The sequence below is a fragment of the Streptomyces sp. NPDC041129 genome, assembly GCF_055592265.1.
Genome location: NZ_JBVIYV010000006.1, coordinates 348,570 through 373,442, shown reverse-complemented (window position 1 = coordinate 373,442; position 24,873 = coordinate 348,570). Strand labels below are relative to the sequence as shown.

At 71.2% G+C, this 24,873-nt stretch carries 24 protein-coding genes; 1 reads left to right on the top strand and 23 read right to left on the bottom strand.

The window, feature by feature from the left end; translation table 11 throughout:
- Positions 1 to 129: 129 nt before the first annotated feature.
- From metK to pyrR, 13 genes are all read right to left on the bottom strand, one after another.
- Positions 130 to 1,338, bottom strand: a complete 1,209-nt coding sequence (gene metK / locus ACZ6B1_RS21900) for a methionine adenosyltransferase (protein WP_351663867.1) — start codon at positions 1,336 to 1,338, stop codon at positions 130 to 132.
- Between the two features lie 295 nt (positions 1,339 to 1,633).
- Positions 1,634 to 2,836: a bifunctional phosphopantothenoylcysteine decarboxylase/phosphopantothenate--cysteine ligase CoaBC gene (gene coaBC, locus ACZ6B1_RS21895; protein ID WP_468780731.1), complete on the bottom strand. Its 1,203-nt coding sequence runs from the start codon at positions 2,834 to 2,836 to the stop codon at positions 1,634 to 1,636.
- A gap of 113 nt (positions 2,837 to 2,949) precedes the next feature.
- On the bottom strand, positions 2,950 to 3,222 hold the full coding sequence (gene rpoZ / locus ACZ6B1_RS21890; protein ID WP_005319902.1) for a DNA-directed RNA polymerase subunit omega: 273 nt from the start codon (positions 3,220 to 3,222) through the stop codon (positions 2,950 to 2,952).
- 74 nt (positions 3,223 to 3,296) lie between these two features.
- Entirely contained in the window at positions 3,297 to 3,890 is a 594-nt protein-coding gene (gene gmk / locus ACZ6B1_RS21885) for a guanylate kinase (protein ID WP_451204098.1), read from the bottom strand.
- A 73-nt stretch (positions 3,891 to 3,963) separates the two neighbouring features.
- Complete coding sequence (locus ACZ6B1_RS21880) at positions 3,964 to 4,287, bottom strand: integration host factor (RefSeq protein WP_003977346.1); 324 nt, start codon at positions 4,285 to 4,287, stop codon at positions 3,964 to 3,966.
- A 300-nt stretch (positions 4,288 to 4,587) separates the two neighbouring features.
- A complete protein-coding gene (gene pyrF / locus ACZ6B1_RS21875; protein WP_468780728.1) occupies positions 4,588 to 5,433 on the bottom strand; it encodes an orotidine-5'-phosphate decarboxylase in 846 nt (281 codons plus the stop codon).
- A complete protein-coding gene (locus ACZ6B1_RS21870; protein ID WP_468780726.1) occupies positions 5,430 to 6,536 on the bottom strand; it encodes a quinone-dependent dihydroorotate dehydrogenase in 1,107 nt (368 codons plus the stop codon). Before ACZ6B1_RS21870 ends, pyrF begins: the two co-directional genes overlap by 4 nt.
- 51 nt (positions 6,537 to 6,587) lie before the next feature.
- A complete protein-coding gene (gene carB / locus ACZ6B1_RS21865) occupies positions 6,588 to 9,896 on the bottom strand; it encodes a carbamoyl-phosphate synthase large subunit (RefSeq protein WP_468780725.1) in 3,309 nt (1,102 codons plus the stop codon).
- Positions 9,889 to 11,031 carry a glutamine-hydrolyzing carbamoyl-phosphate synthase small subunit gene (gene carA, locus ACZ6B1_RS21860; RefSeq protein WP_468780723.1) on the bottom strand — a complete coding sequence of 381 codons (1,143 nt, stop codon included), beginning with the start codon at positions 11,029 to 11,031 and terminating at the stop codon, positions 9,889 to 9,891. The genes carB and carA overlap by 8 nt, the downstream gene beginning before the upstream one ends.
- Positions 11,028 to 11,588, bottom strand: coding sequence for a PH-like domain-containing protein (locus ACZ6B1_RS21855; RefSeq protein WP_468780721.1), 561 nt, complete (start codon positions 11,586 to 11,588; stop codon positions 11,028 to 11,030). The genes carA and ACZ6B1_RS21855 overlap by 4 nt, the downstream gene beginning before the upstream one ends.
- Positions 11,585 to 12,871 carry a dihydroorotase gene (locus ACZ6B1_RS21850; RefSeq protein ID WP_468780720.1) on the bottom strand — a complete coding sequence of 429 codons (1,287 nt, stop codon included), beginning with the start codon at positions 12,869 to 12,871 and terminating at the stop codon, positions 11,585 to 11,587. Before ACZ6B1_RS21850 ends, ACZ6B1_RS21855 begins: the two co-directional genes overlap by 4 nt.
- Positions 12,872 to 12,876: 5 nt before the next feature.
- A complete protein-coding gene (locus tag ACZ6B1_RS21845) occupies positions 12,877 to 13,857 on the bottom strand; it encodes an aspartate carbamoyltransferase catalytic subunit (RefSeq protein WP_468780718.1) in 981 nt (326 codons plus the stop codon).
- Between the two features lie 91 nt (positions 13,858 to 13,948).
- A complete protein-coding gene (gene pyrR / locus ACZ6B1_RS21840; RefSeq protein ID WP_468780716.1) occupies positions 13,949 to 14,521 on the bottom strand; it encodes a bifunctional pyr operon transcriptional regulator/uracil phosphoribosyltransferase PyrR in 573 nt (190 codons plus the stop codon).
- A gap of 251 nt (positions 14,522 to 14,772) precedes the next feature.
- Here pyrR and bldD point away from each other — a divergent pair, with 251 nt between their 5' ends.
- Positions 14,773 to 15,276 (top strand): transcriptional regulator BldD, encoded by a 504-nt coding sequence (gene bldD, locus ACZ6B1_RS21835; RefSeq protein ID WP_014671524.1) that lies wholly within the window; start codon positions 14,773 to 14,775, stop codon positions 15,274 to 15,276.
- Positions 15,277 to 15,462: 186 nt separating this feature from the next.
- On the opposite strand, the gene nusB is transcribed toward bldD, so the two are convergent.
- The 10 genes from nusB to ruvX form a co-directional block, all read right to left on the bottom strand.
- Positions 15,463 to 15,897: a transcription antitermination factor NusB gene (gene nusB / locus ACZ6B1_RS21830; protein ID WP_468780714.1), complete on the bottom strand. Its 435-nt coding sequence runs from the start codon at positions 15,895 to 15,897 to the stop codon at positions 15,463 to 15,465.
- 2 nt (positions 15,898 to 15,899) lie between these two features.
- A complete protein-coding gene (gene efp, locus ACZ6B1_RS21825) occupies positions 15,900 to 16,466 on the bottom strand; it encodes an elongation factor P (RefSeq protein WP_037742222.1) in 567 nt (188 codons plus the stop codon).
- Positions 16,467 to 16,518: 52 nt separating this feature from the next.
- Positions 16,519 to 17,625 (bottom strand): aminopeptidase P family protein, encoded by a 1,107-nt coding sequence (locus tag ACZ6B1_RS21820; RefSeq protein WP_468780712.1) that lies wholly within the window; start codon positions 17,623 to 17,625, stop codon positions 16,519 to 16,521.
- A gap of 79 nt (positions 17,626 to 17,704) precedes the next feature.
- Complete coding sequence (locus tag ACZ6B1_RS21815) at positions 17,705 to 18,643, bottom strand: Pro-rich N-terminal domain-containing protein (protein WP_468780710.1); 939 nt, start codon at positions 18,641 to 18,643, stop codon at positions 17,705 to 17,707.
- Between the two features lie 165 nt (positions 18,644 to 18,808).
- The gene (gene aroB / locus ACZ6B1_RS21810) at positions 18,809 to 19,900 is read right to left on the bottom strand and encodes a 3-dehydroquinate synthase (protein ID WP_468780708.1); all 1,092 of its coding nucleotides are present in this window, start codon (positions 19,898 to 19,900) and stop codon (positions 18,809 to 18,811) included.
- Positions 19,897 to 20,415 (bottom strand): shikimate kinase, encoded by a 519-nt coding sequence (locus ACZ6B1_RS21805; protein WP_468780706.1) that lies wholly within the window; start codon positions 20,413 to 20,415, stop codon positions 19,897 to 19,899. The genes aroB and ACZ6B1_RS21805 overlap by 4 nt, the downstream gene beginning before the upstream one ends.
- Positions 20,412 to 21,596, bottom strand: coding sequence for a chorismate synthase (gene aroC / locus ACZ6B1_RS21800; RefSeq protein ID WP_468780704.1), 1,185 nt, complete (start codon positions 21,594 to 21,596; stop codon positions 20,412 to 20,414). The genes ACZ6B1_RS21805 and aroC overlap by 4 nt, the downstream gene beginning before the upstream one ends.
- A gap of 176 nt (positions 21,597 to 21,772) precedes the next feature.
- On the bottom strand, positions 21,773 to 22,612 hold the full coding sequence (locus ACZ6B1_RS21795) for a shikimate dehydrogenase (RefSeq protein ID WP_468780702.1): 840 nt from the start codon (positions 22,610 to 22,612) through the stop codon (positions 21,773 to 21,775).
- Positions 22,593 to 24,275: an endolytic transglycosylase MltG gene (gene mltG / locus ACZ6B1_RS21790; protein ID WP_468780700.1), complete on the bottom strand. Its 1,683-nt coding sequence runs from the start codon at positions 24,273 to 24,275 to the stop codon at positions 22,593 to 22,595. The genes ACZ6B1_RS21795 and mltG overlap by 20 nt, the downstream gene beginning before the upstream one ends.
- Before the next feature lie 120 nt (positions 24,276 to 24,395).
- Positions 24,396 to 24,860: a Holliday junction resolvase RuvX gene (ruvX, locus tag ACZ6B1_RS21785; RefSeq protein ID WP_468780698.1), complete on the bottom strand. Its 465-nt coding sequence runs from the start codon at positions 24,858 to 24,860 to the stop codon at positions 24,396 to 24,398.
- Positions 24,861 to 24,873: the final 13 nt, after the last annotated feature.

Here is a 24,873-nt window from a genome sequence, read left to right as displayed (position 1 = left end):
CCGGCGCCCCGAGCGGGATCCCCCCGGGGACGGGAGGCGTGGACGGGGCCGTTGCGGGATCCGCCGGACACGCGCCGAGGCCCGGCCCCCGAAGGGAAGCCGGGCCTCGGCGGGACGACCGGGACGGGACTACAGGCCCGCGGCCTGACGCAGGGCGTCCACGCGGTCCGTGCGCTCCCAGGTGAAGTCGGGCAGCTCACGGCCGAAGTGGCCGTACGCGGCGGTCTGGGCGTAGATCGGGCGGAGCAGGTCGAGGTCGCGGATGATGGCGGCCGGACGGAGGTCGAAGACCTCGTCGATCGCCTTCTCGATCTTCTCGTGGTCGATCTTGGCGGTGCCGAAGGTCTCCACGAACAGGCCCACCGGCTCGGCCTTGCCGATGGCGTAGGCGACCTGGACCTCGCAGCGGGAGGCCAGGCCCGCCGCCACCACGTTCTTGGCGACCCAGCGCATGGCGTATGCGGCGGAGCGGTCGACCTTGGACGGGTCCTTGCCGGAGAAGGCGCCGCCACCGTGGCGGGCCATGCCGCCGTAGGTGTCGATGATGATCTTGCGGCCGGTCAGGCCGGCGTCGCCCATGGGGCCGCCGATCTCGAAACGGCCGGTCGGGTTGACCAGCAGCCGGTAGCCCTCGGTGTCCAGCTTGATGCCGTCCTCCAGCAGGGCCTTCAGCTCGGGCTCGACGACGAACTCGCGGATGTCGGGTGCGAGCAGCGACTCGAGGTCGATGTCCGAGGCGTGCTGGGAGGAGACCACGACCGTGTCGAGGCGGACGGCCTTGTCGCCGTCGTACTCGATGGTGACCTGCGTCTTGCCGTCGGGCCGCAGGTAGGGGATGGTGCCGTTCTTGCGGACCTCGGAGAGCCGCTTCGACAGGCGGTGCGCCAGGAACACCGGCAGCGGCATCAGCGTCGGTGTCTCGTCCGAGGCGTAGCCGAACATCAGGCCCTGGTCGCCGGCGCCCTGCTTGTCGAGCTCGTCCTCGTCGCCCTCGACCCGGGACTCGTAGGCCGTGTCGACGCCCTGCGCGATGTCCGGGGACTGCGCGCCGATCGAGACCGAGACGCCGCAGGAGGCTCCGTCGAAGCCCTTCTTCGAGGAGTCGTAGCCGATTTCGAGGATCTTGTTGCGGACCAGGGTCGCGATGTCCGCGTAGGCCTTGGTCGTCACCTCGCCGGCGACGTGCACCAGGCCGGTGGTGATCAGCGTCTCGACGGCGACACGCGAGGAGGGGTCCTCGCGCAGCAGCGCGTCGAGAATGGTGTCGCTGATCTGGTCAGCGATCTTGTCGGGGTGACCCTCGGTCACGGACTCCGAGGTGAACAGGCGACGGGACACAACGCTCCCTGGGGTTGCAGCGGCTGCTGGCTGATCATTGGCAGATGACGCGGGGGGCTGCACCCGACGTCGTCCGAGAACAGTTTATCGGTCGCACTCGGCCGCCGGCCCACGTGTCTCGCCACTCGGGAGCGCTGTGACCTGCGGCACGGGCATTCTGCACAATGCCGAGCGCCCTTGGCCAGGCCCGCCATGCGACATTGTGCGGCGAAAAACCGACGTCGTACGGCCCGGTCAAAACGGCCCGGACGGCCGAACCGGGCCGTGCCCGGACGGCGCAACGACGACGGCGGGGTCAGCCCAGACGGGCGGCCACCAGGTCCCAGACGATGTCCGCGAGGGCCTCCTTGGGACCGTGCGGCACGGGGGTCTCGCTGCCGTCTGCGCCCAGCACCACGGCCTCGTTCTCCTCGGAGCCGAAGGTCTTGCGCTCCCCCACCTCGTTGACGACGAGGAGGTCGCAGCCCTTGCGGGCGAGCTTGGCGCGGCCGTTGGCGAGCACGTCGTCGGTCTCCGCGGCGAAGCCGACGACGACCTGCGCGGGCCGGGCGCGCTCGGCCGAGATCTCCGCGAGGATGTCCGGATTCCGCACCAGGGTGATGGGGGCGGGCTCCTGGTCGTCCTTCTTCTTGATCTTCCCGGCCGCGTAGACGGCGGGACGGAAGTCGGCGACGGCGGCGGCCATGACCACGGCGTCGGCGTCGGCCGCGGCCTTCAGGACGGCCTCGCGCAGCTGGACGGCGGTGCCCACCGGGACGACGTCGACCCCGGCCGGGTCGGTCAGCCCGGTGTTGGCGGCGATCAGCGTGACCCGGGCGCCGCGGGCGGCGGCCGTGCGGGCGAGGGCGTAGCCCTGCTTGCCGGAGGAACGGTTCCCCAGGAAGCGGACCGGGTCGAGCGGCTCGCGGGTGCCGCCGGCCGAGACCACGACGTGCCGTCCCTCGAGATCGGGCGCCTGGGCACCCCGGGCCAGGACCCGGCGGCACACCTCGAAGATCTCCACCGGGTCGGGCAGCCGGCCCTTTCCGGTGTCGACCCCGGTCAGCCTGCCCACCGCGGGATCGATGACGACGGCGCCGCGGCGGCGCAGCGTCGCCACGTTCTCCTGGGTGGCGGGGTGCTCCCACATCTCCGTGTGCATGGCCGGCGCGAAGACGACCGGGCAGCGTGCGGTGAGGAGGGTGTTGGTCAGCAGGTCGTCCGCGAGGCCGTGGGCGGCCTTGGCGAGCATGTCGGCGGTGGCCGGGGCCACCACGACCAGGTCGGCGTGCTGGCCGATGCGGACGTGCGGCACCTCGTCGACGTGGTCCCAGACCTCCGTGGAGACCGGGTTGCCGGAGAGCGCGGACCAGGTGGCCGCGCCGACGAAGTGCAGCGCGGAGGCGGTGGGTACCACGCGCACGTCGTGCCCCGACTCGGTGAACCTTCTCAGCAGCTCACAGGCCTTGTACGCGGCGATGCCGCCACTGACCCCCAGAACGACCCTCGGCTTGTCCACCATCTCTCCCGGGCTCGGCAACGTACGGGTCCATCACACACCACAGGCCCGGCAGCTTGACTGCCGGGCCTGTGGATAAGTCAACCGCGATCTGAAAGTACTACCGCGCGGTTCTACTGGGCGGGGCCCTCGATGGCCTCGGAGGTCAGCAGACCGGCGTTGATCTCACGCAGGGCGATCGACAGCGGCTTCTCGTGGACGTGGGTGTCGACGAGCGGACCGACGTACTCGAGCAGGCCCTCACCGAGCTGCGAGTAGTACGCGTTGATCTGGCGGGCCCGCTTGGCCGCGTAGATCACGAGGCTGTACTTCGAGTCAGTGGCCTCGAGCAGCTCGTCGATCGGCGGGTTGATGATGCCCTCGGGCGCGGTGATGGAAGAGGACACGCTCTACCTTCCGATGGATGGGAAAGAATCAGTCGGTGCGAGGGGCCGCGTGCACCTGGGTGCGGCGGTCACGATCACACAACGTCCATCAAGGCTAGCAGCTCGCGGGCCACGTCCTCGACGGAGGTGTTGACGAGGGTCTCGTCGAACTCCGGCTCGGCCGCCAGCTCGGTCTTCGCCGCGTCCAGACGGCGCTCGATGACCTCGGGCGGCTCGGTCCCCCGGCCGGTCAGCCTGCGCACCAGCTCCTCCCAGGAGGGCGGGGCCAGGAACACCAGCTGGGCGTCGGACATCGACTCGCGGACCTGCCGGGCGCCCTGGAGGTCGATCTCCAGCAGCACGGGCTCACCCTTCTCCAGCCGCTCCTGCACGGCCGCGCGGGGCGTGCCGTAGCGGTTGCCGGCGAACTCGGCCCACTCCAGCAGCTCGCCGTTGGCGATCAGCTTGTCCATCTCGTCGTCGGTGACGAAGAAGTAGTGGACTCCGTGCTGCTCGCCGGGGCGGGGCTTGCGGGTGGTCGCGGACACCGAGAGCCAGACCTCGGGATGTTCCTTGCGCATATGGGCGACGACCGTGCTCTTGCCGACCCCGGAGGGGCCGGAGAGCACGGTCAGCCGCGGACGTGCGTCCGGGGGCACGGGGGTCGTCCCCCGGGGTGTTACAGCCATGCAGCGATTATTCCAGCAATCCCGGAGTGCCCGGGACTCCCGGTCCGGCGGGGGCCGGACTCAGGAGCCGGACTCAGGAGCCGGTGCTGCCGAACTCACGCTCCAGGGAGGCGATCTGGTTGGAGCCGAGACCGCGCACGCGGCGGCTCTCGGAGATGCCCAGACGCTCCATGATCTGCTTGGCGCGGACCTTGCCCACGCCCGGCAGGGACTCGAGCAGGGCGGAGACCTTCATCTTGCCGATGACGTCGTTCTCCTGGCCCTGCTTGATGACCTCGTGGAGGGAGGCGCCGGAGTGCTTGAGTCGATTCTTGACCTCGGCCCGCTCCCGGCGAGCCGCGGCGGCCTTTTCGAGCGCGGCTGCGCGCTGTTCAGGGGTAAGGGGCGGAAGAGCCACGCCTACGTCACCTCGGATGTCGAACTGTCGGATACGGACCGGTGAGGAACCTAGTCGCCCCACACCTGGGGAGCCACGAGCAACACGCTGCCCGTTCTCCCCCACTACCTGCGGAGGCGCGGGAGGTGCCCCCACTGCTCGGAGACTAGCGGGCAAGTCCGCCAGAGTCAGCGAGAACAGCGGAAAAGTACAGGTCAGCCGCCGTCAGGCCGGACATTTCAGACATACTGCCCTCGATTTGAGGATGTATTCACACTCAAGCCGCCCGCCCGCCGCGCACCGAAACGCCCTCCCGGCAGCTCAGCCGCCCGCGACGGCGGTCCTGATCTCCTCCGCGAAACGCTCCGTGACGGAGCGCAGCGCTCCGACGTCGGGCCCCTGGCGCAGCACGCCCCTGCTGACGTTCGGCACCACGTTGCGCACCGCCGCCCCGAAGACCCGGGGAAGGTCGGCCGCCGTCGCCCCCTGCGCCCCGACGCCGGGCGCCAGGAGCGGGCCGTTGATGCCGAGGTCGTACGAGGACAGGTCGCCCACCGTGGCGCCGACCACCGCGCCGAACGAGCCCAGCGGCTCCTCGCCGGCGTTCTCGGCGGCCAGGTGGGCCAGCATGGTCGCGCCCACGTCGCGTCCGTCGGCGCGGACCGCGTGCTGGACCTCCGGGCCCTCCGGGTTCGAGGTCAGCGCCAGCACGAACAGCCCCGTACCGCTCTCCCTGGCCAGCGCGACGGCCGGGCTGAGCGAGCCGTAGCCGAGGTAGGGCGAGACGGTCAGCGCGTCGGAGAACAGCGGCGAGTCCTTGTGCAGGTAGGCCTCGGCGTACCCGGCCATGGTCGAGCCGATGTCGCCGCGCTTGGCGTCCATCACGACCAGGGTCCCGGCCGCGCGCGCCTCCTGGACCGTCCGCTCCAGCACGGCGACACCGCGCGAGCCGAACCGCTCGAAGAACGCGCTCTGCGGCTTCATGACGGCGACCCGGTCGGCCACCGCCTCGACGACCGTGCGGCTGAACCGCTCAAGACCGGCCACGTCGTCGGCCAGGCCCCACTCGGCGAGCAGGGAGGCGTGCGGGTCGACGCCGACGCACAGCGGGCCGCGCTCGTCCATCGCGCGGCGCAGGCGCGCGCCGAAGGGTTCCAGAACCGTCATGCGTCGTTCCTCACGTCGGCGCCGACCGCGTCGGCGAGTGTGGCGTACGGGCTGGTCCGCAGGCGCGCGGCGAGGCCCTTGTGGATCGCGCGGGACCAGAACGGGCCCTCGTAGACGAAGGCGCTGTACCCCTGCACCAGCGTGGCACCGGCCAGGATGCGCTGCCAGGCGTCCTCGGCGGTCTCGACGCCGCCGACGCCCACCAGGGTGATCCGGTCGCCCACGCGCGCGTACAGGCGGCGCAGCACCTCCAGGGAGCGCGCCTTCAGCGGCGCGCCGGAGAGGCCGCCGGTCTCCTTCACCAGCGACGGCGCGGAGGTCAGACCGAGGCCCTCGCGCGCGATGGTCGTGTTGGTGGCGATGATGCCGTCCAGGCCGAGCTCCACCGCCAGGTCGGCGACGGCGTCGACGTCCTCGTCCGCGAGATCGGGAGCGATCTTCACCAGCAGCGGGACACGCCGGTCCGGCACCGCGCGGTCGGCGGCCTCGCGCACCGCGCCGAGCAGCGGGCGCAGCGCCTCGGTCGCCTGGAGGTTGCGCAGGCCGGGGGTGTTCGGGGAGGAGACGTTCACGACCAGGTAGTCGGCGTGGGGCGCGAGGCGCTCGGCGGACATCGCGTAGTCGCCGGCGGCCTCCTCCTCGGGGACGACCTTGGTCTTGCCGATGTTGACGCCGACCACGGTCCGGAACACCGGCTCGCGGGCGGCGAGACGGGCCGCGACGGCCAGTGAGCCGTCGTTGTTGAAGCCCATGCGGTTGATCAGCGCGCGGTCGGCCACGAGCCGGAACAGCCGCTTCCTGGGGTTGCCGGGCTGCGGTTCACCGGTGACCGTGCCGATCTCGACATGGTCGAAGCCCAGCATGGACATGCCGTCGATGGCGACGGCGTTCTTGTCGAAGCCGGCGGCGAGCCCGAAGGGGCCGTGCATGCGCAGCCCGAAGGCCTCGGTGCGCAGCTCCTTGTGGCGGGGCGCGAGGGCGGCCGCCACGAACGTGCGCAGGACGGGGACGCGGACGGCCAGACGGATCCAGCGGAAGGCCAGGTGGTGGGCCGTCTCGGGGTCCATCCGTTTGAAGACGAGACTGAAGAAGATCTTGTACATGGTGTCCTCATGAAGAGGGGGACACCGTTTCCGGTGTCCCCCTCAGGGCTGCTAGTCGCGGGCCGCGGTCAGGTGTTCCGCGTGTTCCTGGAGCGAGCGGACGCCCACGTCGCCGTGGTTGAGGGCGTCGATGCCCTGGACGGCCGCCGCGAGCGCCTGGACGGTCGTCAGGCACGGCACGGAGCGGGCCACCGCCGCGGTACGGATGTCGTAGCCGTCGAGGCGGCCGCCGGTGCCGTACGGGGTGTTGACGATGAGGTCGACCTCGCCGTCGTGGATGAGCTGGACGATGGTCCGCTCACCGTTCGGGCCGGTGCCCTCGGACTGCTTGCGCACGACCGTGGCGTTGATGCCGTTGCGCTTGAGGACCTCGGCGGTGCCGGAGGTGGCGAGCAGCTCGAAGCCGTGCGCGACCAGCTCGCGCGCCGGGAAGATCATCGAGCGCTTGTCGCGGTTGGCGACCGAGATGAAGGCGCGGCCCTTGGTGGGCAGCGGCCCGTAGGCGCCGGCCTGCGACTTGGCGTACGCCGTGCCGAAGACCGAGTCGATGCCCATGACCTCGCCGGTGGAGCGCATCTCCGGGCCGAGGACGGTGTCGACGCCGCGGCCCTGGATGTCACGGAAGCGCGACCAGGGCATGACGGCCTCCTTGACGGAGATCGGCGCGTCCAGCGGCAGCTCGCCGCCGTCGCCGTTCGCCGGAAGCAGGCCCTCGGCGCGCAGCTCGGCGACGGTCGCACCCAGCGAGATCCGGGCGGCGGCCTTGGCCAGCGGCACCGCGGTCGCCTTGGAGGTGAAGGGGACCGTGCGGGAGGCGCGCGGGTTGGCCTCCAGGACGTAGAGGATGTCACCCGCCATCGCGAACTGGATGTTGATCAGGCCGCGCACGCCGACGCCCTTGGCGATCGCCTCGGTGGAGGCGCGCAGGCGCTTGATGTCGAAGCCGCCGAGGGTGATCGGGGGCAGGGCGCACGCCGAGTCGCCGGAGTGGATGCCGGCCTCCTCGATGTGCTCCATCACGCCGCCGAGGTACAGCTCCTCGCCGTCGTAGAGCGCGTCGACGTCGATCTCGATGGCGTCGTCCAGGAAGCGGTCGACGAGGACCGGACGGGAGGGGCTGATCTCGGTCGACTCGGCGATGTAGGAGGCCAGGCGGCTCTCGTCGTAGACGATCTCCATGCCGCGCCCGCCGAGGACGTACGAGGGGCGGACCAGGACCGGGTAGCCGATCTCGTCGGCGATGGCCTTGGCCTCGTCGAAGGTGGTGGCCGTGCCGTGCTTCGGCGCGGGCAGGCCGGCCTCCGCGAGGACCCGGCCGAAGGCGCCGCGGTCCTCGGCGGCGTGGATCGCCTCCGGCGAGGTGCCCACGATCGGCACGCCGTTGTCCTTCAGGGCCTGCGACAGGCCGAGCGGGGTCTGGCCGCCGAGCTGCACGATCACGCCCGCCACCGGACCGGCCTGCTGCTCCGCGTGGACGATCTCCAGCACGTCCTCCAGCGTCAGCGGCTCGAAGTACAGCCGGTCGGAGGTGTCGTAGTCGGTGGAGACCGTCTCCGGGTTGCAGTTGACCATCACGGTCTCGTACCCGGCGTCGGACAGCGCGAAGGAGGCGTGGACGCAGGAGTAGTCGAACTCGATGCCCTGGCCGATGCGGTTCGGGCCGGAGCCCAGGATGATCACCGCGGGCTTCTCGCGGGTCGCGACCTCGGACTCCTCGTCGTAGGAGGAGTAGAAGTACGGCGTGCGCGCGGCGAACTCGGCGGCGCAGGTGTCGACCGTCTTGTAGACCGGGCGGACGCCGAGGGCGTGCCGGACCTCGCGCACGACGTCCTCGCGCAGGCCGCGGATGTCGGCGATCTGCTGGTCGGAGAAGCCGTGGCGCTTGGCCTCGGCGAGCAGGTCACCGGTCAGCTCGGGCGCCTCGGCCAGCTCGTCCGCGATCTCCTTGATCAGGAAGAGCTGGTCCACGAACCAGGGGTCGATCTTCGTGTACTCGAAGACCTCGTCGGGGGTGGCGCCCGCGCGGATGGCCTGCATGACGGTGTTGATCCGGCCGTCGGTGGGGCGCACGGCCTCGCGGAGCAGCGCCTCCTTGTCGCCGGGCTCACCGATGAAGGCGAACTGGCTGCCCTTCTTCTCCAGCGAGCGCAGCGCCTTCTGGAAGGCCTCGGGGAAGTTGCGGCCGATGGCCATGGCCTCGCCGACCGACTTCATGGTGGTGGTCAGCGTGGAGTCGGCCTGCGGGAACTTCTCGAAGGCGAACCGCGGGGCCTTGACGACCACGTAGTCGAGCGTGGGCTCGAAGGAGGCCGGGGTCTCCTGGGTGATGTCGTTCGGGATCTCGTCGAGCGTGTAGCCGACGGCCAGCTTGGCGGCGATCTTGGCGATGGGGAAGCCGGTCGCCTTGGAGGCGAGCGCCGAGGAACGCGACACGCGCGGGTTCATCTCGATGACGATGATCCGGCCGTCGTCGGGGTTCACCGCGAACTGGATGTTGCAGCCGCCGGTGTCGACGCCCACCTCGCGGATGACGGCGATGCCGATGTCGCGCAGGATCTGGTACTCGCGGTCGGTCAGCGTCATCGAGGGCGCGACCGTGATGGAGTCACCGGTGTGCACGCCCATCGGGTCGAAGTTCTCGATGGAGCAGACGACCACGACGTTGTCGTGCTTGTCGCGCATCAGCTCCAGCTCGTACTCCTTCCAGCCGAGGATGGACTCCTCCAGGAGCACCTCGGTGGTCGGGGAGAGCGTGAGGCCCTGGCCGGCGATGCGGCGCAGCTCCTCCTCGTCGTGCGCGAAGCCGGAGCCGGCGCCGCCCATGGTGAACGAGGGGCGGACGACCACGGGGTAGCCGCCGAGCGTCTCGACGCCCTTGAGAACGTCGTCCATGGTGTGGCAGATCACCGAGCGGGCGGACTCGCCGTGGCCGATCTTGCGGCGGACCTCCTCCACGACCGCCTTGAACTGGTCGCGGTCCTCGCCCTTGTGGATGGCCTCGGGCTTGGCGCCGATCAGCTCGACGCCGTACTTCTCCAGGACGCCGTTCTCGTGCAGCGCGATGGCGGTGTTGAGGGCCGTCTGGCCGCCCAGGGTGGGCAGGAGCGTGTCCGGGCGCTCCTTGGCGATGATCTTCTCGACGAACTCGGGGGTGATCGGCTCGACGTAGGTGGCGTCGGCGATCTCCGGGTCGGTCATGATCGTCGCCGGGTTGGAGTTGACGAGGACCACGCGCAGGCCCTCGGCCTTGAGCACCCGGCACGCCTGGGTGCCGGAGTAGTCGAACTCGGCGGCCTGGCCGATGACGATCGGGCCGGAGCCGATGACCAGGACGGACTGGATATCGGTGCGCTTAGGCACGCTGGCCCTCCATCAGGGATACGAAGCGGTCGAAGAGGTAGGCGGCGTCGTGCGGGCCGGCAGCCGCTTCGGGGTGGTACTGGACGGAGAAGGCCGGCTGGTCGAGCAGCTGCAGCCCCTCCACCACGTCGTCGTTCAGGCAGACGTGCGAGACCTCGGCGCGGCCGAACCTGGTGTCGCTGACCTTGTCGAGCGGGGCGTCCACGGCGAAGCCGTGGTTGTGCGCGGTGACCTCGACCTTGCCGGTCGTACGGTCCTGGACCGGCTGGTTGATGCCCCGGTGGCCGTACTTCAGCTTGTAGGTGCCGAAGCCGAGGGCGCGGCCGAGGATCTGGTTGCCGAAGCAGATGCCGAACAGCGGCGTCCGGCGCTCCAGGACGGCGGACATCAGCGCGACCGGACCGTCGGCGGTGGCCGGGTCGCCGGGGCCGTTGGAGAAGAAGACACCGTCGGGCGCCACGGCGTAGACCTCGTCGGGCGTGGCCGTGGCGGGCAGCACATGCACCTCGATGCCGCGCTCGGCCATGCGGTGCGGGGTCATGCCCTTGATGCCGAGGTCGATGGCGGCGACGGTGAAGCGCTTCTCGCCGACCGCCGGGACGACGTACGCCTCCTTGGTGGCGACCTCCTCGTAGAGGCTCGCGCCCTTCATGTGCGGCTGCGCCTGCACCCGCTCGACCAGCTCGGCCTCGGCACCGACGGCCTCGCCGGAGAAGATGCCGGCGCGCATCGAGCCGCGCTCGCGCAGGTGGCGGGTGAGCGCGCGGGTGTCGATCCCGGAGATGCCGACCACGCCCTGCGCGACCAGCTCGTCGTCCAGGGACCGCTTGGCGCGCCAGTTGGACGGCACGCGCGCGGGGTCGCGCACGACGTACCCGGAGACCCAGATGCGCCGGGACTCGTCGTCCTCGTCGTTCCAGCCGGTGTTGCCGATCTGCGGGGCGGTCGCGACGACGATCTGGCGGTCGTAGGACGGGTCGGTGAGGGTTTCCTGGTAGCCGGTCATGCCGGTGGAGAACACGGCCTCGCCGAAGGTCTCCCCCACGGCCCCGTAGGCGCGGCCGCGGAAGGTGCGGCCGTCCTCCAGGACGAGAACGGCGGGAACCTTCGCGGCTCCCCTGGTGGAGGTCGTCATCGTGCGCCTTCCGTGTCGTTGATCATCTTGTTCAGGGTGTCGGCCCACTCGGTGTGGTCGGCCGCGTGGTCGGAGCGGAAGCCGGAGTCGATCAGCTTGTCGCCGAGCGCCCACGTCACCACCAGCAGTCCGCCCTCGGTGAGGACCTTGCCGGCGATGCCCTTGTCGAGCCGGGCGCCGCGCAGCGCGGCCGTGGGGACGAAGAAGTCGTTCGCTCCGGGGCGCTCGACCTCCAGGCCCGCGTCGGTCAGGGTGAGCTCGGCCCGGCTGCGGGTGCCCAGGCCGTGGGCCACGATGCGGTCCAGCCACTGCCCGGCCGTCGTGGAGCCGTGGTAGCGGCCGCTCATGCTCAGTCTCACCGGGCCGGTCGCGTCCGGCGCGCTGGGCGGGGCGGGCAGATCCCCCTGGAGGGTGCCGCGCCATTTCCAGCCCTCGCGCATCAGCCAGTAGACGAGCGCGACGAAGAGGGCGAGTCCGACGAGCCAGCCGATGCGGGCGCCCCAGTCGGTGACCTCGGCCGACTTCTTCGCCTCGGCCAGCAGGATTGCAGGTGTCACGTGAGCTTCCCGTCGACGAGCGTGGCCTTGCCCCGCAGCCACGTGTGCGTCACACGGCCCGGCAGCTCGCGTCCCTCGTAGGGGGTGTTGCGGCTGCGCGAGGCGAAGCCCGCGGGGTCCACCTGGCCACGGTATGCCGTGTCGACGAGGGCGAGGTTGGCGGGCTCACCAGCCGAGACGGGGCGGCCGTGTCCGGTGGCCTGTCCGATCTGCGCGGGCCTGACGGACATCCGGTCGGCGACGCCGGCCCAGTCCAGCAGGCCCGTGTCGACCATCGTCTCCTGGACCACCGACAGCGCGGTCTCCAGGCCCACCATGCCCATGGCGGCGGCGGCCCACTCGCAGTCCTTGTCCTCGTGCGGGTGCGGGGCGTGGTCGGTGGCGACGATGTCGATCGTGCCGTCGGCGAGCGCCTCGCGCAGGGCGTGCACGTCCCGCTCGGTGCGCAGCGGCGGGTTGACCTTGTAGACCGGGTTGTACGACCGCACCAGCTCGTCGGTGAGGAGCAGGTGGTGCGGGGTGACCTCGGCGGTGACGTCGATGCCGCGGGACTTGGCCCAGCGGACGATCTCCACGGATCCGGCGGTCGACAGGTGGCAGATGTGCACGCGGGAGCCCACGTGCTCGGCGAGCAGCACGTCCCGCGCGATGATCGACTCCTCGGCGACGGCCGGCCAGCCGCCCAGGCCCAGTTCGGCGGAGACGACGCCCTCGTTCATCTGGGCGCCCTCGGTGAGGCGCGGCTCCTGCGCGTGCTGGGCGACGACGCCGCCGAAGGCCTTCACGTACTCCAGCGCGCGGCGCATGATCACGGCGTCGTCCACGCACTTGCCGTCGTCGGAGAAGACGGTGACACCGGCGGCGGACTCGTGCATCGCGCCCAGCTCGGCGAGCTTCCGGCCCTCCAGGCCGACGGTGACGGCGCCGATCGGCTGGACGTCGCAGTAGCCGTGCTCCTTGCCGAGCCGGTAGACCTGCTCGACGACGCCTGCGGTGTCGGCGACCGGGAAGGTGTTGGCCATGGCGAAGACGGCCGTGTAGCCGCCGCTCGCGGCCGCGCGGGTACCGGTGAGCACGGTCTCGGAGTCCTCGCGGCCCGGCTCGCGCAGATGGGTGTGCAGGTCGACCAGACCGGGGAGCAGCACCTTGCCGGCGGCCTCGACGACCTCCGCGCCCTCGGCGCCGAGGTCCTGGCCCACCGCGGCGATCGTCTCGCCGTCGATCAGCACGTCCTGCGGCTCGCCGCCGAGCACCCTCGCACCACGGATCAGGATCTTGCTCATGGTTCTTACTTCTCCTCGGTGGTGCGGGCGTTGGTGAGGGCGGGCTCGTTGCCGCCGAGCAGCAGGTACAGGACGGCCATCCGGATGGAGACGCCGTTGGCGACCTGCTCGACGACGGTGCAGCGGTCGGAGTCGGCGACCTCGGCGGTGATCTCCATGCCGCGGACCATCGGGCCGGGGTGCATCACGATGGCGTGCTCGGGCATCTTCGCCATGCGCTCGGCGTCGAGGCCGTAGCGCCGCGAGTACTCGCGCTCGGTGGGGAAGAAGGCGGCGTTCATGCGCTCGCGCTGGACCCGCAGCATCATCACCGCGTCGGACTTCACCAGCGTGCTGTCGAGGTCGTACGAGACCTCGCAGGGCCAGTTCCCGATGCCGACCGGCACCAGGGTGGGCGGGGCGACCAGGGTGACCTCGGCGCCGAGGGTGTGCAGCAGGTCGACGTTGGAGCGGGCGACCCGGCTGTGCAGGACGTCGCCGACGATGGTGATCCGCTTGCCGCTCAGGTCCTGCCCGAGGCCGGCGTCCCGGCCGACCAGGCGGCGGCGCATGGTGAACGCGTCCAGCAGGGCCTGGGTGGGGTGCTGGTGGGTGCCGTCGCCGGCGTTGACCACGGCGGCGTCGATCCAGCCGGAGGTGGCCAGGCGGTAGGGGGCTCCGGAGGCGCCGTGCCGGATGACGACGGCGTCGACGCCCATCGCCTCCAGGGTCTGGGCGGTGTCCTTCAGGGACTCGCCCTTGGACACCGACGACCCCTTGGCGGAGAAGTTGATGACGTCGGCGGACAGCCGCTTCTCGGCGGCCTCGAAGGAGATCCGGGTGCGGGTGGAGTCCTCGAAGAAGAGGTTGACGATCGTGCGGCCGCGCAGGGTCGGCAGTTTCTTGATCGGCCGGTCGGCGACCCGGGCCATCTCCTCGGCGGTGTCGAGGATCAGGACGGCGTCGTCGCGGGTGAGGTCGGCGGCCGAGATGAGATGACGCTGCATCTGTCAGGCTCCGTAAGGCAGTTCATTGAGGGAGATTCGGGGCAGACCGGTGCGTGTACGGGCGCGCCGGGGCGGCCGTACGCCGGACTCGCTACTGGTCGGCCGGCTTCACGCCGAGCAGCACGGTGTCGCGGCCGTCCTCCTCGGCGAGCTGCACCTTGACCGTCTCCCGCAGCGACGTGGGGAGGTTCTTGCCGACGTAGTCGGCGCGGATCGGCAGTTCACGGTGGCCGCGGTCGACCAGGACCGCGAGCTGCACCGCGCGGGGGCGCCCGATGTCGTTCAGGGCGTCGAGGGCGGCGCGGATGGTGCGGCCGGAGAAGAGCACGTCGTCGACGAGGACGACCAGCTTGCCGTCGATGCCGTCACCGGGGATCTCGGTGCGGGCCAGCGCACGCGGCGGGTGCATGCGCAGGTCGTCGCGGTACATGGTGATGTCGAGCGAGCCGACGGGGACCTTGCGGTCGGTGACCTGCTCCAGCTTGGCGGCGAGCCGCTGGGCGAGGAAGACGCCCCGGGTCGGAATGCCCAGGAGCACCACGTCGTCGGCGCCCTTGGCGCGCTCGACGATCTCGTGGGCGATGCGGGTCAGAACGCGTGCGATGTCGGGGCCCTCGAGCACGGGCCGCGCATCGGACGCGGAGGGGCTGGCGTGCGTGTCCATACGAAACGGACCTCCTTCTCCGCCTCACGGGACGGACCTTAAAGGACGTCGGATTTGCGCCATCCACCGTAGCAGGTCCCCGGGAGTCCTCGATCACCCGTACGGCGTAACCGGCCGCCACCGGAACGGAAGAGTCGGGGTGGACCGTTCGGCTTGACGCGCAAGAGTCACGCTGCGTAACCTCACAGTGAGTTACCAGCCGCGCGGCGGAAATCACAGCCGACCGCGTCGACACAGTGCCGGGGAGCTATATGTCCAGCGAATACGCCAAACAGCTCGGGGCCAAGCTCCGGGCCATCCGCACCCAGCAGGGCCTTTCCCTCCACGGTGTCGAGGAGAAGTCCCAGGGTCGCTGGAAGGCCGTGGTGGTCGGTTCCTACGAGCGCGGCGACCGTGCCGTGACCGTCCAGCGCCTGGCCGAGCTGGCCGATTTCTATGGCGTCCCCGTGCAGGAGCTGCTGCCGGGCACCACGCCGGGCGGCGCCGCAGAGCCGCCGCCGAAGCTGGTCCTGGACCTGGAGCGGCTGGCCACCGTGCCGGCCGAGAAGGCGGGCCCGCTGCAGCGCTACGCGGCGACGATCCAGTCCCAGCGGGGCGACTACAACGGCAAGGTGCTCTCGATCCGCCAGGACGACCTGCGCACCCTTGCCGTCATCTACGACCAGTCCCCCTCGGTCCTCACCGAGCAGCTGATCAGCTGGGGCGTCCTGGACGCGGACGCGCGCCGCGCCGTGGCGACCCACGAAGAGGCCTGAGCCGCACAGCGCCTCAGCAGAAACGTGCCGCCGGGGTGGCCGGAACTCTACGGTTCCGGCCACCCCGGCGGCTTTGTGTGCCCCCTCAGACCCCTCAGGAGCCCCCCTGGGCGATTCGGGTACACGGACGCCACAGGGCCCGCGGCGATCGCTCACCGCGGGCCCTGTGGCGTTTCGTCGTACCGTCTACGCCTCGTCCCGGCGCAGCGACGGCTTGAGCTCCTTCAGCCGGCCCAGGAGGCCGTTGACGAACGAGGGGGACTCGTCCGTGGAGAACTCCTTCGCCAGCTGCACCATCTCGTCCAGGACGACGGCGTCCGGGGTCTCCTCGACCCAGATCAGCTCGTAGGCTCCCAGGCGCAGGATGTTCCGGTCCACGACCGGCATCCGGTCGAGCGTCCAGTCCACCGCGTACTGCGCGATCAGCTCGTCGATCCGCTTCGCGTGCTCGGCGTAGCCCTCGACGAGCTGCATCGTGTATTCGCTCACCGGCGGCTGCCGGGTGTCGGACCGGGAGAGCCGGATCCAGTCGGCGAGGACCGTCAGGACGTCGGCGCCGCGCTGGTCGCCCTCGAAGAGGATCTGGAAGGCGCGCTTGCGGGCCGTGTTGCGGGCGGCCACGGTTAGCTGTTCACCCGGCCGAGGTAGTCGCTGGTGCGGGTGTCGACCTTGATCTTCTCACCGGTGGTGATGAAGAGCGGGACCTGGATCTGGTGGCCGGTCTCCAGGGTGGCGGGCTTGGTGCCACCGGTGGAGCGGTCGCCCTGGACGCCCGGCTCGGTCTCCTGCACGACCAGCTCGACGGCGGCCGGCAGCTCGACGAAGAGCACCTCGCCCTCGTGCTGGGCGACGGTGGCGGTGAAGCCCTCGATCAGGAAGTTGGCGGCGTCGCCGACGGCCTTGCGGTCGACCATCAGCTGGTCGTAGGTCTCCATGTCCATGAAGACGAAGTACTCGCCGTCCATGTACGAGAACTGCATGTCGCGCTTGTCGACAGTGGCCGTCTCGACCTTGACACCGGCGTTGAAGGTCTTGTCGACGACCTTGCCGGAGAGCACGTTCTTGAGCTTGGTGCGCACGAATGCCGGGCCCTTGCCGGGCTTGACGTGCTGGAACTCGACGACGGACCAGAGCTGGCCGCCTTCGAGCTTGAGCACCAGGCCGTTCTTGAGGTCGTTCGTGGAAGCCACGGTTGCGGAATCTCCTGGACTGACGTACGACCCCGGGGCGCGCACCCGTCGCTCAGAGTGCGAGCAGCTCCTTGGTCGTGATGGTGAGTAGCTCGGGTCCGCCGTCCGCCTCTGGGCGTACGACGAGCGTGTCATCGATCCGGACACCGCCCCGGCCCGGGAGGTGGACCCCCGGTTCGACGGTGACCGGCACGCAAGCGTCCAGTTTACCCATGGCGGCGGGGGCCAGCTGCGGGTCCTCGTCGATTTCGAGTCCGACGCCGTGTCCGGTCAGCGGTGGCAGTGCCTCCGCATAGCCCGCGGAGTCCAGCACCTGCCGGGCCGCGCGGTCCACCTCACGATACGCCGCACCCGGCATCAGGGACTCACGCCCGGCCCGCTGGGCGGAGAAGACCAGGTCGTAGAGCTCGATCTGCCAGTCGGCGGGCGAGGTGCCGATGACGAACGTGCGCCCGATCTCGCAGCGGTACCCCCGGTAGGTGGCGCCCAGGCAGACCGAGAGGAAGTCGCCCTCCTCCACCCGCCGGTCGGTGGGCCGGTGGCCGCGCCGGCCCGAGTTGGGCCCGGTGGCGACGGAGGTGGGGAAGGCCGGCCCGTCGGCACCGTGGTCGACCAGCCGCCGCTCCAGCTCCAGGGCGAGGTGCCGCTCGGTGCGGCCGACCAGGATGGACTCCAGGAGTTCCCCGAGGGCCTGGTCGGCGATCTCGGCGCCGATGCGGAGGCAGGAGATCTCCTCCTCGTCCTTGACGACCCGGAGCTGCTCGACGGCTCCGCCGAGACCGGCCAGGCGCAGCCGGGGGGCGACGGAGGAGAGGGCCCGGTACCGGGTGACGGTGAGGTCGTGCTCCTCCACGGCCAGGGCGTCGCAGCCCTGGGCGTCGGCGAGGCCGGCCGCGGCGACCGCCGCGTCGCCCCCGGGCGAGGAGAGGACGTGCAGTCGTACGTCCTCGTCCGGCCGCCCGTCGGCGGGTCGGTCCTCCGGGGGTGCGGCGCACACCAGGAGATCCTCCTGCCCGCCGAGCAGCAGGACGGCGCCCTGGGGCGCGGCGCCCGCCAGGTAGCGCACATTGGCGGGGCGGCTGACCAGGGCGGCGGGGGCGCCGGCCGCGGAGCAGCGCTCCCTCAGGCGGGATCGGCGGGTCGCGTGCACCTCTGACATGAGATGAGCGTAGGAGTTCCGGGCGAATCGTGCCGGTTGGGTGGGGCCGAGTGGGGCCCCGAGGGGACGACGCCGCCGGTCACCAGCTCGGCGGGCTGGCCATCGCCCTGGCGAGGACCTCGTCCAGCAGCCGGGCCGTGCCGGGGACGTCGAGCTGAGAGTTGTCGATGATCGGCAGGCCCGAGCCGTACCAGCCCGCCATGCGGCCGTGGATCCTGGCCACCTCCTCGTCGGTGAGGCGGCGGTTGCCGGAGCGTTCGGCGTTGCGCTCCAGGACGATGTCCAGGCCCGGGAGCAGGACGACCGGGAGCAGGCCGGGTCCGACATGGCGCTTCCAGCCGCCGAGACCCACGACCGGCCGGTCCGGGAAGACGGCGTCGTCGAGGATGCAGGAGATTCCGTTGGCCAGGAAGTTCCGGGCGGCGAAGCCGCAGGTCCGGCGGGCCAGGCGGTACTGGGCCTCGGAGTGGTCGTTCCAGCCCGACTGGGGGTCGGCGAAGCCCGAGCGGACCCATTCGCGCACGTCGTCCAGGCTGATGTGGGCCGTGGGCACCCGCCGGTGGTCCGCCCAGTACTTGGCGACGCTGGTCTTGCCGGCGCCCGCCGGGCCGATCAGCAGGACGGCCAGGGTGGTCGCCGCCGGATCGGGCGCGGGGGCGGAGGCCGGCGGCGCGGCGGGCACACCGACGAGGCCGCCGGGCGGCAGCGGCAGATGACCGGTGGCCTCCGGGGGCGGCGGCGCGGGAGCGTGCCGCGGGGCGGGAGGCTGCGCGTGCGGCGGCGGCACCGGGCCGGACGGGGGCACCGGCGCGGACGGAGGCATCGGGCCGGAGGGCGGCACGGGCCCGGACGGGGGTACGGATCCCACTCCGGTTCCCGGGTAGCCGGGTGGCGGCGGAGGCACGGGTGCGGGACCCTGCGGGGCTCCCGGGTGGTGCGCGGCCGACGCCCAGCCGACGTGCGGTTCCCGCCCCTGTCCGTGGGGCGGTGGCAGCGGAGACCCCACTGCGTGCTGCATCCGTTGCCACTCCGTCTCGTACACACATCTGGCACTGGCAGGCAGGTACGGAGCCCGCTCGCTACCGAACGGTACCGCCCCGGCCGTCGTTTGGTGCAACGACCGGGGGCGGCCCGAAGTGCCCGTTCCGCAAAGGGAATCGAACGAAGTGGTACAGCGGGGTACTTACTGGCCCACTTCTCCGTAGGCGGCGAGCAGGACCGCCGGGTCCGGGCCCTCCAGCACGGTCGGCCTGGCCAGTCCGTCGAGCACGATGAACCGCAGCAGGTCACCGCGGGACTTCTTGTCGACCTTCATCGTCTCCAGCAGCTTGGGCCACTGGTCGTAGCGGTAGTGCAGCGGCAGGCCGACCGCTTCGAGGACGGTCCGGTGGCGGTCCGCCGTCGCGTCGTCCAACCGGCCAGCCAGACGGCCGAGTTCGGCGGCGAAGTGCATGCCGACCGCGACCGCGGCGCCGTGCCGCCACTTGTAGCGCTCGTTCTTCTCGATCGCGTGGCCGAGGGTGTGGCCGTAGTTGAGGACCTCCCTGAGACCCGACTCCTTCAGGTCGGAGGAGACCACCTCGGCCTTCACCCGGATGGAACGCTCGATCAGCTCGGCCGTGTGCGGTCCCGCCGGGGTCCGGGCGGCCTCGGGGTCGGACTCGATGAGGTCCAGGATCACCGGGTCGGCGATGAAGCCGGCCTTGATGACCTCGGCGAGCCCGGACACGTAGTCGTTGACCGGGAGGGAGTCCAGCGCGGCGAGGTCGCAGAGCACCCCGGCCGGCGGGTGGAAGGCGCCCACCAGGTTCTTGCCCTCGGCGGTGTTGATACCGGTCTTGCCGCCGACCGCCGCGTCCACCATGGCGAGCACGGTGGTCGGGATCGCGATCCAGCGCACCCCGCGCAGCCAGGTCGCGGCCACGAACCCGGCGAGGTCCGTGGTCGCGCCGCCGCCGACACCGACGATGACGTCGGTGCGGGTGAAGCCGGACTGGCCGAGCGCCTTCCAGCAGTAGGCGGCGACCTCGGCCGTCTTGGCCTCCTCGGCGTTGGGCACCTGGACGGCGACGGCCTCGAAGCCCTGCTCGGCCAGGTCGGCGCGGAGCGCGTCGCCGGTCTCCGCCAGCGCCTCCGGGTGGATCACCGCCACCCGCTTGGCCTTCGTGCCGATCAGCCCGGCCAGCTCGCCCAGGAGTTGCCGGCCGATCAGCACCTCGTAGGGGTCGGTGCCCGCGCTGCCGGCGACCTGGATCCGGGTGACTGACTCGCTCATGCTTCTTTCAACTCCAGTGCGTCCAGCGCTGCTTGGGTGACCTCTTCAGGAGTACGGCCGTCCGTCGCCACGACGGCGGTGGCGATCTCCTCGTACAGGTGCCGCCGCGCCTCCATCAGCTCGCGCCACTGCTTGCGCGGGTTGACCGCGAGCAGCGGGCGGGCCACGTTGAGGCCGGTGCGCCGCACGGCCTCGTCCACGTCCATGGAGAGGTAGACCACCCGGTGGCCGGCGAGCAGCGCCCGGGTGTCCGCGTCGAGGACGGCTCCGCCGCCGAGCGCGAGGACGCCCTCGTGCCCGGCGACGGCCTGGTGCACCGCCCGCTTCTCGATGGCACGGAAGGCGGGCTCGCCCTCCTCCACGAAGATGTCGGCGATGGTCCGGCCCTCGGCCGCCACGATGTCCTCGTCGGTGTCCCGGAACCCGGTTCCGAGCCGCTCGGCCAGCAGCCGGCCCACGGTGGACTTGCCCACGCCCATCGGACCGACGAGCACGACGGCAGGCACCGCGCTCACCGGATCCGCAGGTTGTCGAGGTACGACCGGACGTTGCGGCTGGTCTCGGCCACCGAGTCGCCGCCGAACTTCTCCGCCACCGCGTCCGCGAGGACGAGGGCGACCATCGCCTCGGCGACGATGCCCGCGGCCGGCACGGCGGAGACGTCGGAGCGCTGGTGGTGCGCCTGGGCGGCCTCGCCGGTTGCCACGTCCACCGTCTGCAGGGCGCGCGGCACGGTCGCGATCGGCTTCATCGCGGCCCGTACCCGCAGCAGCTCACCGGTGGTCAGACCGCCTTCGGTACCGCCGGAGCGGCCGGACACGCGCCGGATGCCCTCGTCGGTCCGCACGATCTCGTCGTGCGCCTTCGAACCCGGCACGCGCGCGAGCTCGAAACCGTCGCCGATCTCGACGCCCTTGATCGCCTGGATGCCCATGAGCGCGCCGGCGAGGCGCGCGTCCAGCTTGCGGTCCCAGTGCACGTGCGAACCCAGGCCGACCGGCACGCCGTAGGCGAGGATCTCGACCACGCCGCCGAGGGTGTCGCCGTCCTTGTGGGCCTGGTCGATCTCGGCGACCATCGCCTTCGAGGCGTCGGCGTCCAGGCAGCGCACCGGGTCGGCGTCCAGCCGTCCGACGTCGGCCGGCGTCGGGTAGACACCGTGCGGGGCCTTGGCGGAGGCCAGTTCGACCACGTGGGAGACGATCTCGATGCCGGCCGTCTCCTTCAGGTAAGACCGGGCCACCGCGCCGAGCGCCACGCGGGCGGCGGTCTCGCGGGCGGAGGCGCGCTCCAGGATCGGGCGGGCCTCGTCGAAGCCGTACTTCTGCATGCCGGCGAGGTCGGCGTGGCCGGGCCGGGGCCGGGTCAGCGGCGCGTTGCGCGCGAGCCCGTCGAGGATCTCGGGGTCGACCGGGTCGGCCGCCATGACCTGTTCCCACTTGGGCCACTCGGTGTTGCCCACCATGATCGCGACCGGCGAGCCGAGCGTGAGGCCGTGCCGGACACCGCCGAGGAAGGTGACCTCGTCCCGCTCGAACTTCATGCGCGCACCGCGGCCATAGCCGAGCCGCCGCCGCGCCAGGTGGTCCGCCACCATCTCCGTGGTGATCGGCACGCCGGCGGGAAGCCCCTCCAGCGTCGCGACAAGTGCGGGACCGTGGGACTCCCCCGCGGTCAGCCAACGCAGCCTGCTCAACGGTGCTCCTCAGTGTTCGCGCCCGGTACTGCCCTGAGTACGCGTGTCCTCGCGTACGGCGACGACGCGACCGGGTGCGCGACCCCGGCCCGCCACCACCGATCCTCCCACGTCCGGAGCGCTGATCCGGCGGCCGGTCCAGCAGGCGGACGCGATGTGGACGCGATACCGGGCGGTCAGCGCCCGGCGAGCGCCTTCTCCCCGGCGTGCCGCATGGCCTCCAGGGGCGCCGGGGAGCGGCCGGTCATCCGCTCGACCTGCAGGACGGCCTGGTGGACGAGCAGGTCGAGGCCGCCGACCACCGCTCCGCCGAACATGGACCAGCGGGCCGCCAGCTCGGTCGGCCAGGGGTCGTAGAGCACGTCGAACAGGGTGGTGGGACGCTCGGGCACGGCGGCGGCGAGGGCGTCGGTGGTACCGGCCGGGGTGGTGGCGATCACCAGCGGGGCGCGCAGCGCCTGCTCGGCGTCGGCCCAGTCCGCCGTGCGGACGTCCACCTCGAGCCGTTCGCCCCACTGCCGCATCTCGGCGGCGCGGGCCTCGCTGCGCACGTAGGCGACCACCTCGCCGGAGCAGATCCGGGACAGCGCGGCGAGCGCGGACGACGCGGTGGCGCCGGCGCCGAGGATCGCCGCCGACCCGACCTCCTCGATGCCGTGCTCGCGCAGCGCGGCCACCATGCCCGGGATGTCGGTGTTGTCACCCACCCGGCGGCCGTCCTCGGTGAGGACCACGGTGTTGACCGCGTCGACGGAGGCCGCCGTGTCGCTGATCTCGTCCACCAGCGGGATGACCGCCCGCTTGAGCGGCATGGTCAGCGACAGCCCCGCCCACTCCGGTCCGAGCCCGTCGAGGAAGCCGGGCAGGGCGGCCTCGTCGATCTCGAACCGGTCGTACGACCAGCCGTCGAGCCCGAGGGCGTCGTAGGCCGCCCGGTGCAGCACCGGGGAGAGCGAGTGGGCGATGGGCGAACCGAGCACGGCGGCCCGGCGGGCGTCAGTTGCCCGAGGAGGCATTGAACTTGTCCTTGAGCTTTTCGAATTCCTCGTTGGTCCGGGCGAATTCGGTGTTGTCCACACCGTCGGTCGCCACGAAGTACATCCAGCCGTCGTGCGTCGGATTGAGCGTCGCCCGCAGCGCGTCCTCGCCGGGATTGCCGATAGGACCGGGCGGAAGTCCCTTGTTGGTGTAGGTGTTGTAGGGACTCCGGTTGCTGTTGATCTCCTTCTCGGAGATATGGATGTTGCTCGTGCCCTTGAGGTAGTTGTAGGTCGAGTCGAACTGCAGCAACTGGTTGGTCTCGGTGTTGGTGGGCTTGAGACGGTTGTAGATCACTTCCGCCATCTTGCGGAAGTCGTCGTGCGTCTTGCCCTCGGCCTGGACCAGGCTCGCCACCGTGAGCAGCTCGAACGCGTTCTTCAGGCCCAGGGCCTTCGCCTTGGCGGGCAGGTTGTACGGGGCGTACTTCTGCTTGGACTGGGCGACCATCTGCTTCAGGACCGCCTCGGGCTTCATGCCCTTCGCGGCCGGATACGTGGCCGGCCACAGGAAGCCCTCCAGCGGGTCCTGGATGGAGACGCCGTTCTGCGCCCAGCTCGGCAGGCCGAGGCTCTTGTACTCCGCCCTGGCGACCTTCTTCGTGGTGCCGGCGGAGACACCGAGCTGTTTGTCGATGGCCTGGTACACCTGCGCGTTGCGCTCGCCCGGCTTGACGAGCACGTTGCTCTGGCTCCTCGGGTCCAGCATCAGCTGCACGGCACTGGCGGCGGACATCTCCTTCTTCAGGAGATACGCGCCGGCCTGAATGGTGTCCCCCTTGGGATTCTGCCCCTGGGCGCTGACGAAAGCATCGGCGCTCTTGACCACGCCCGCTTCCTTGAGCCGCCGCCCGATCTCCCAACCGCCGGCCCCCTTGGGGATCTCGACGGTCACGCTCTCGCTGGTCCCCTCGCCCGCGTAGTCGGGAGCCGGGGCGAAACGATTTTGGTAGAACTTCCAGCCGAAATAGCCGGCTCCGCCGAGGCCGCCGCCGAACACCAGGCAGACGACCAGGCAGGCGCAGCCGTTGCGCCGCTTCTTGCCCTTGACGGGTTTCTTGCCCTTGCCCCGGCGCTCACGCCTGCTCTGCAGTTCGTGCTCGGCGTCGTCCCCGTCCTCCTCGCCCGAGAAGAAGGCGTGCTCCTCCTCGTCGGCCGCGGGTTCCGGTTCCGGTTCGGGACGCCGGCGGCCGGGCGGCTCGGGCGGCGGGTAGGCGTCCTCGGTGCGGTAGAAGTCGTGCTGCTGCGCCGCGTAGGCGGCGGGCTGCTGGCCGTACGGGTCGCCGGGATCGGGCGGGTACGGCACCTGGCCCTGGGCGCCGCTCGTGTTCCAGGCGTCCTGGTGCTGGTACTGCTGCTGGACGTGCGCGGCGTACTGCTGATCCTGGCCGGGGTACTGGTGGCCGTACTGCTGCCGGCCCTGCTCGGGGTAGTACGGGTACTGCTGCTGGTCGTTCCCGGGCTGCCCGCCCTGGGTCCAGTCACCTTGCTGCGGCTGCTGCGGGTACTGCTGCTGCGCCTGGCCGTCGTAGAGGGACTGCTGACCCGCGTGGGTCTGCTGCCCTCTCCATCCGCCGTCCCCGTACAACGGGTCCTCCGGATGCCACGGTTCGGAGCCAGGGCTCCGGCCATACTCAGTCATCGATCCCCTAGAGCCGCGAGGCGGACGGTCGTGCGGCCGGGGCCGGATCCCGTTCCGCCTCTTGCTGTGCGGCGGCTGTTCGAACACCGTCGCATCGCGCGGAACGTTACCGTATCGCGATCAGATGACCACTTCGACGCCCTCGCCGGGTGCTTTGCCTGACACCCGTTCGGATTCCAGGGCCTGCTGCAGAATGATGACGGCGGCGGCCTGGTCGATCACGGAGCGGCCCTTCTTGGATTTCACCCCCGAGGCGCGCAGTCCCTGACTGGCCGTCACGGTCGTCATCCGCTCGTCCACCAGGCGGACCGGCACCGGTGCGATGCCCTTGGCCAGCTCCTGGACGAAGGCGCGGACCTTGGCGGCGGCCGGACCCTCACCCCCCTTGAGGGAGCGAGGGAGTCCGACGACGACCTCGATCGGCTCGTACTCCTCCACCAGCAGCCGCAGCCGGCGGTGGGCGGCGGGGACGTCCCGGCCCGGGACGGTCTCCACCGGGGTGGCGAGGATCCCGTCGGGGTCGCACGAGGCGACCCCGATCCGGGCGTCCCCGACGTCGATCGCGAGTCGGCGTCCTCTGCGCATGTCCGGCCGCTTC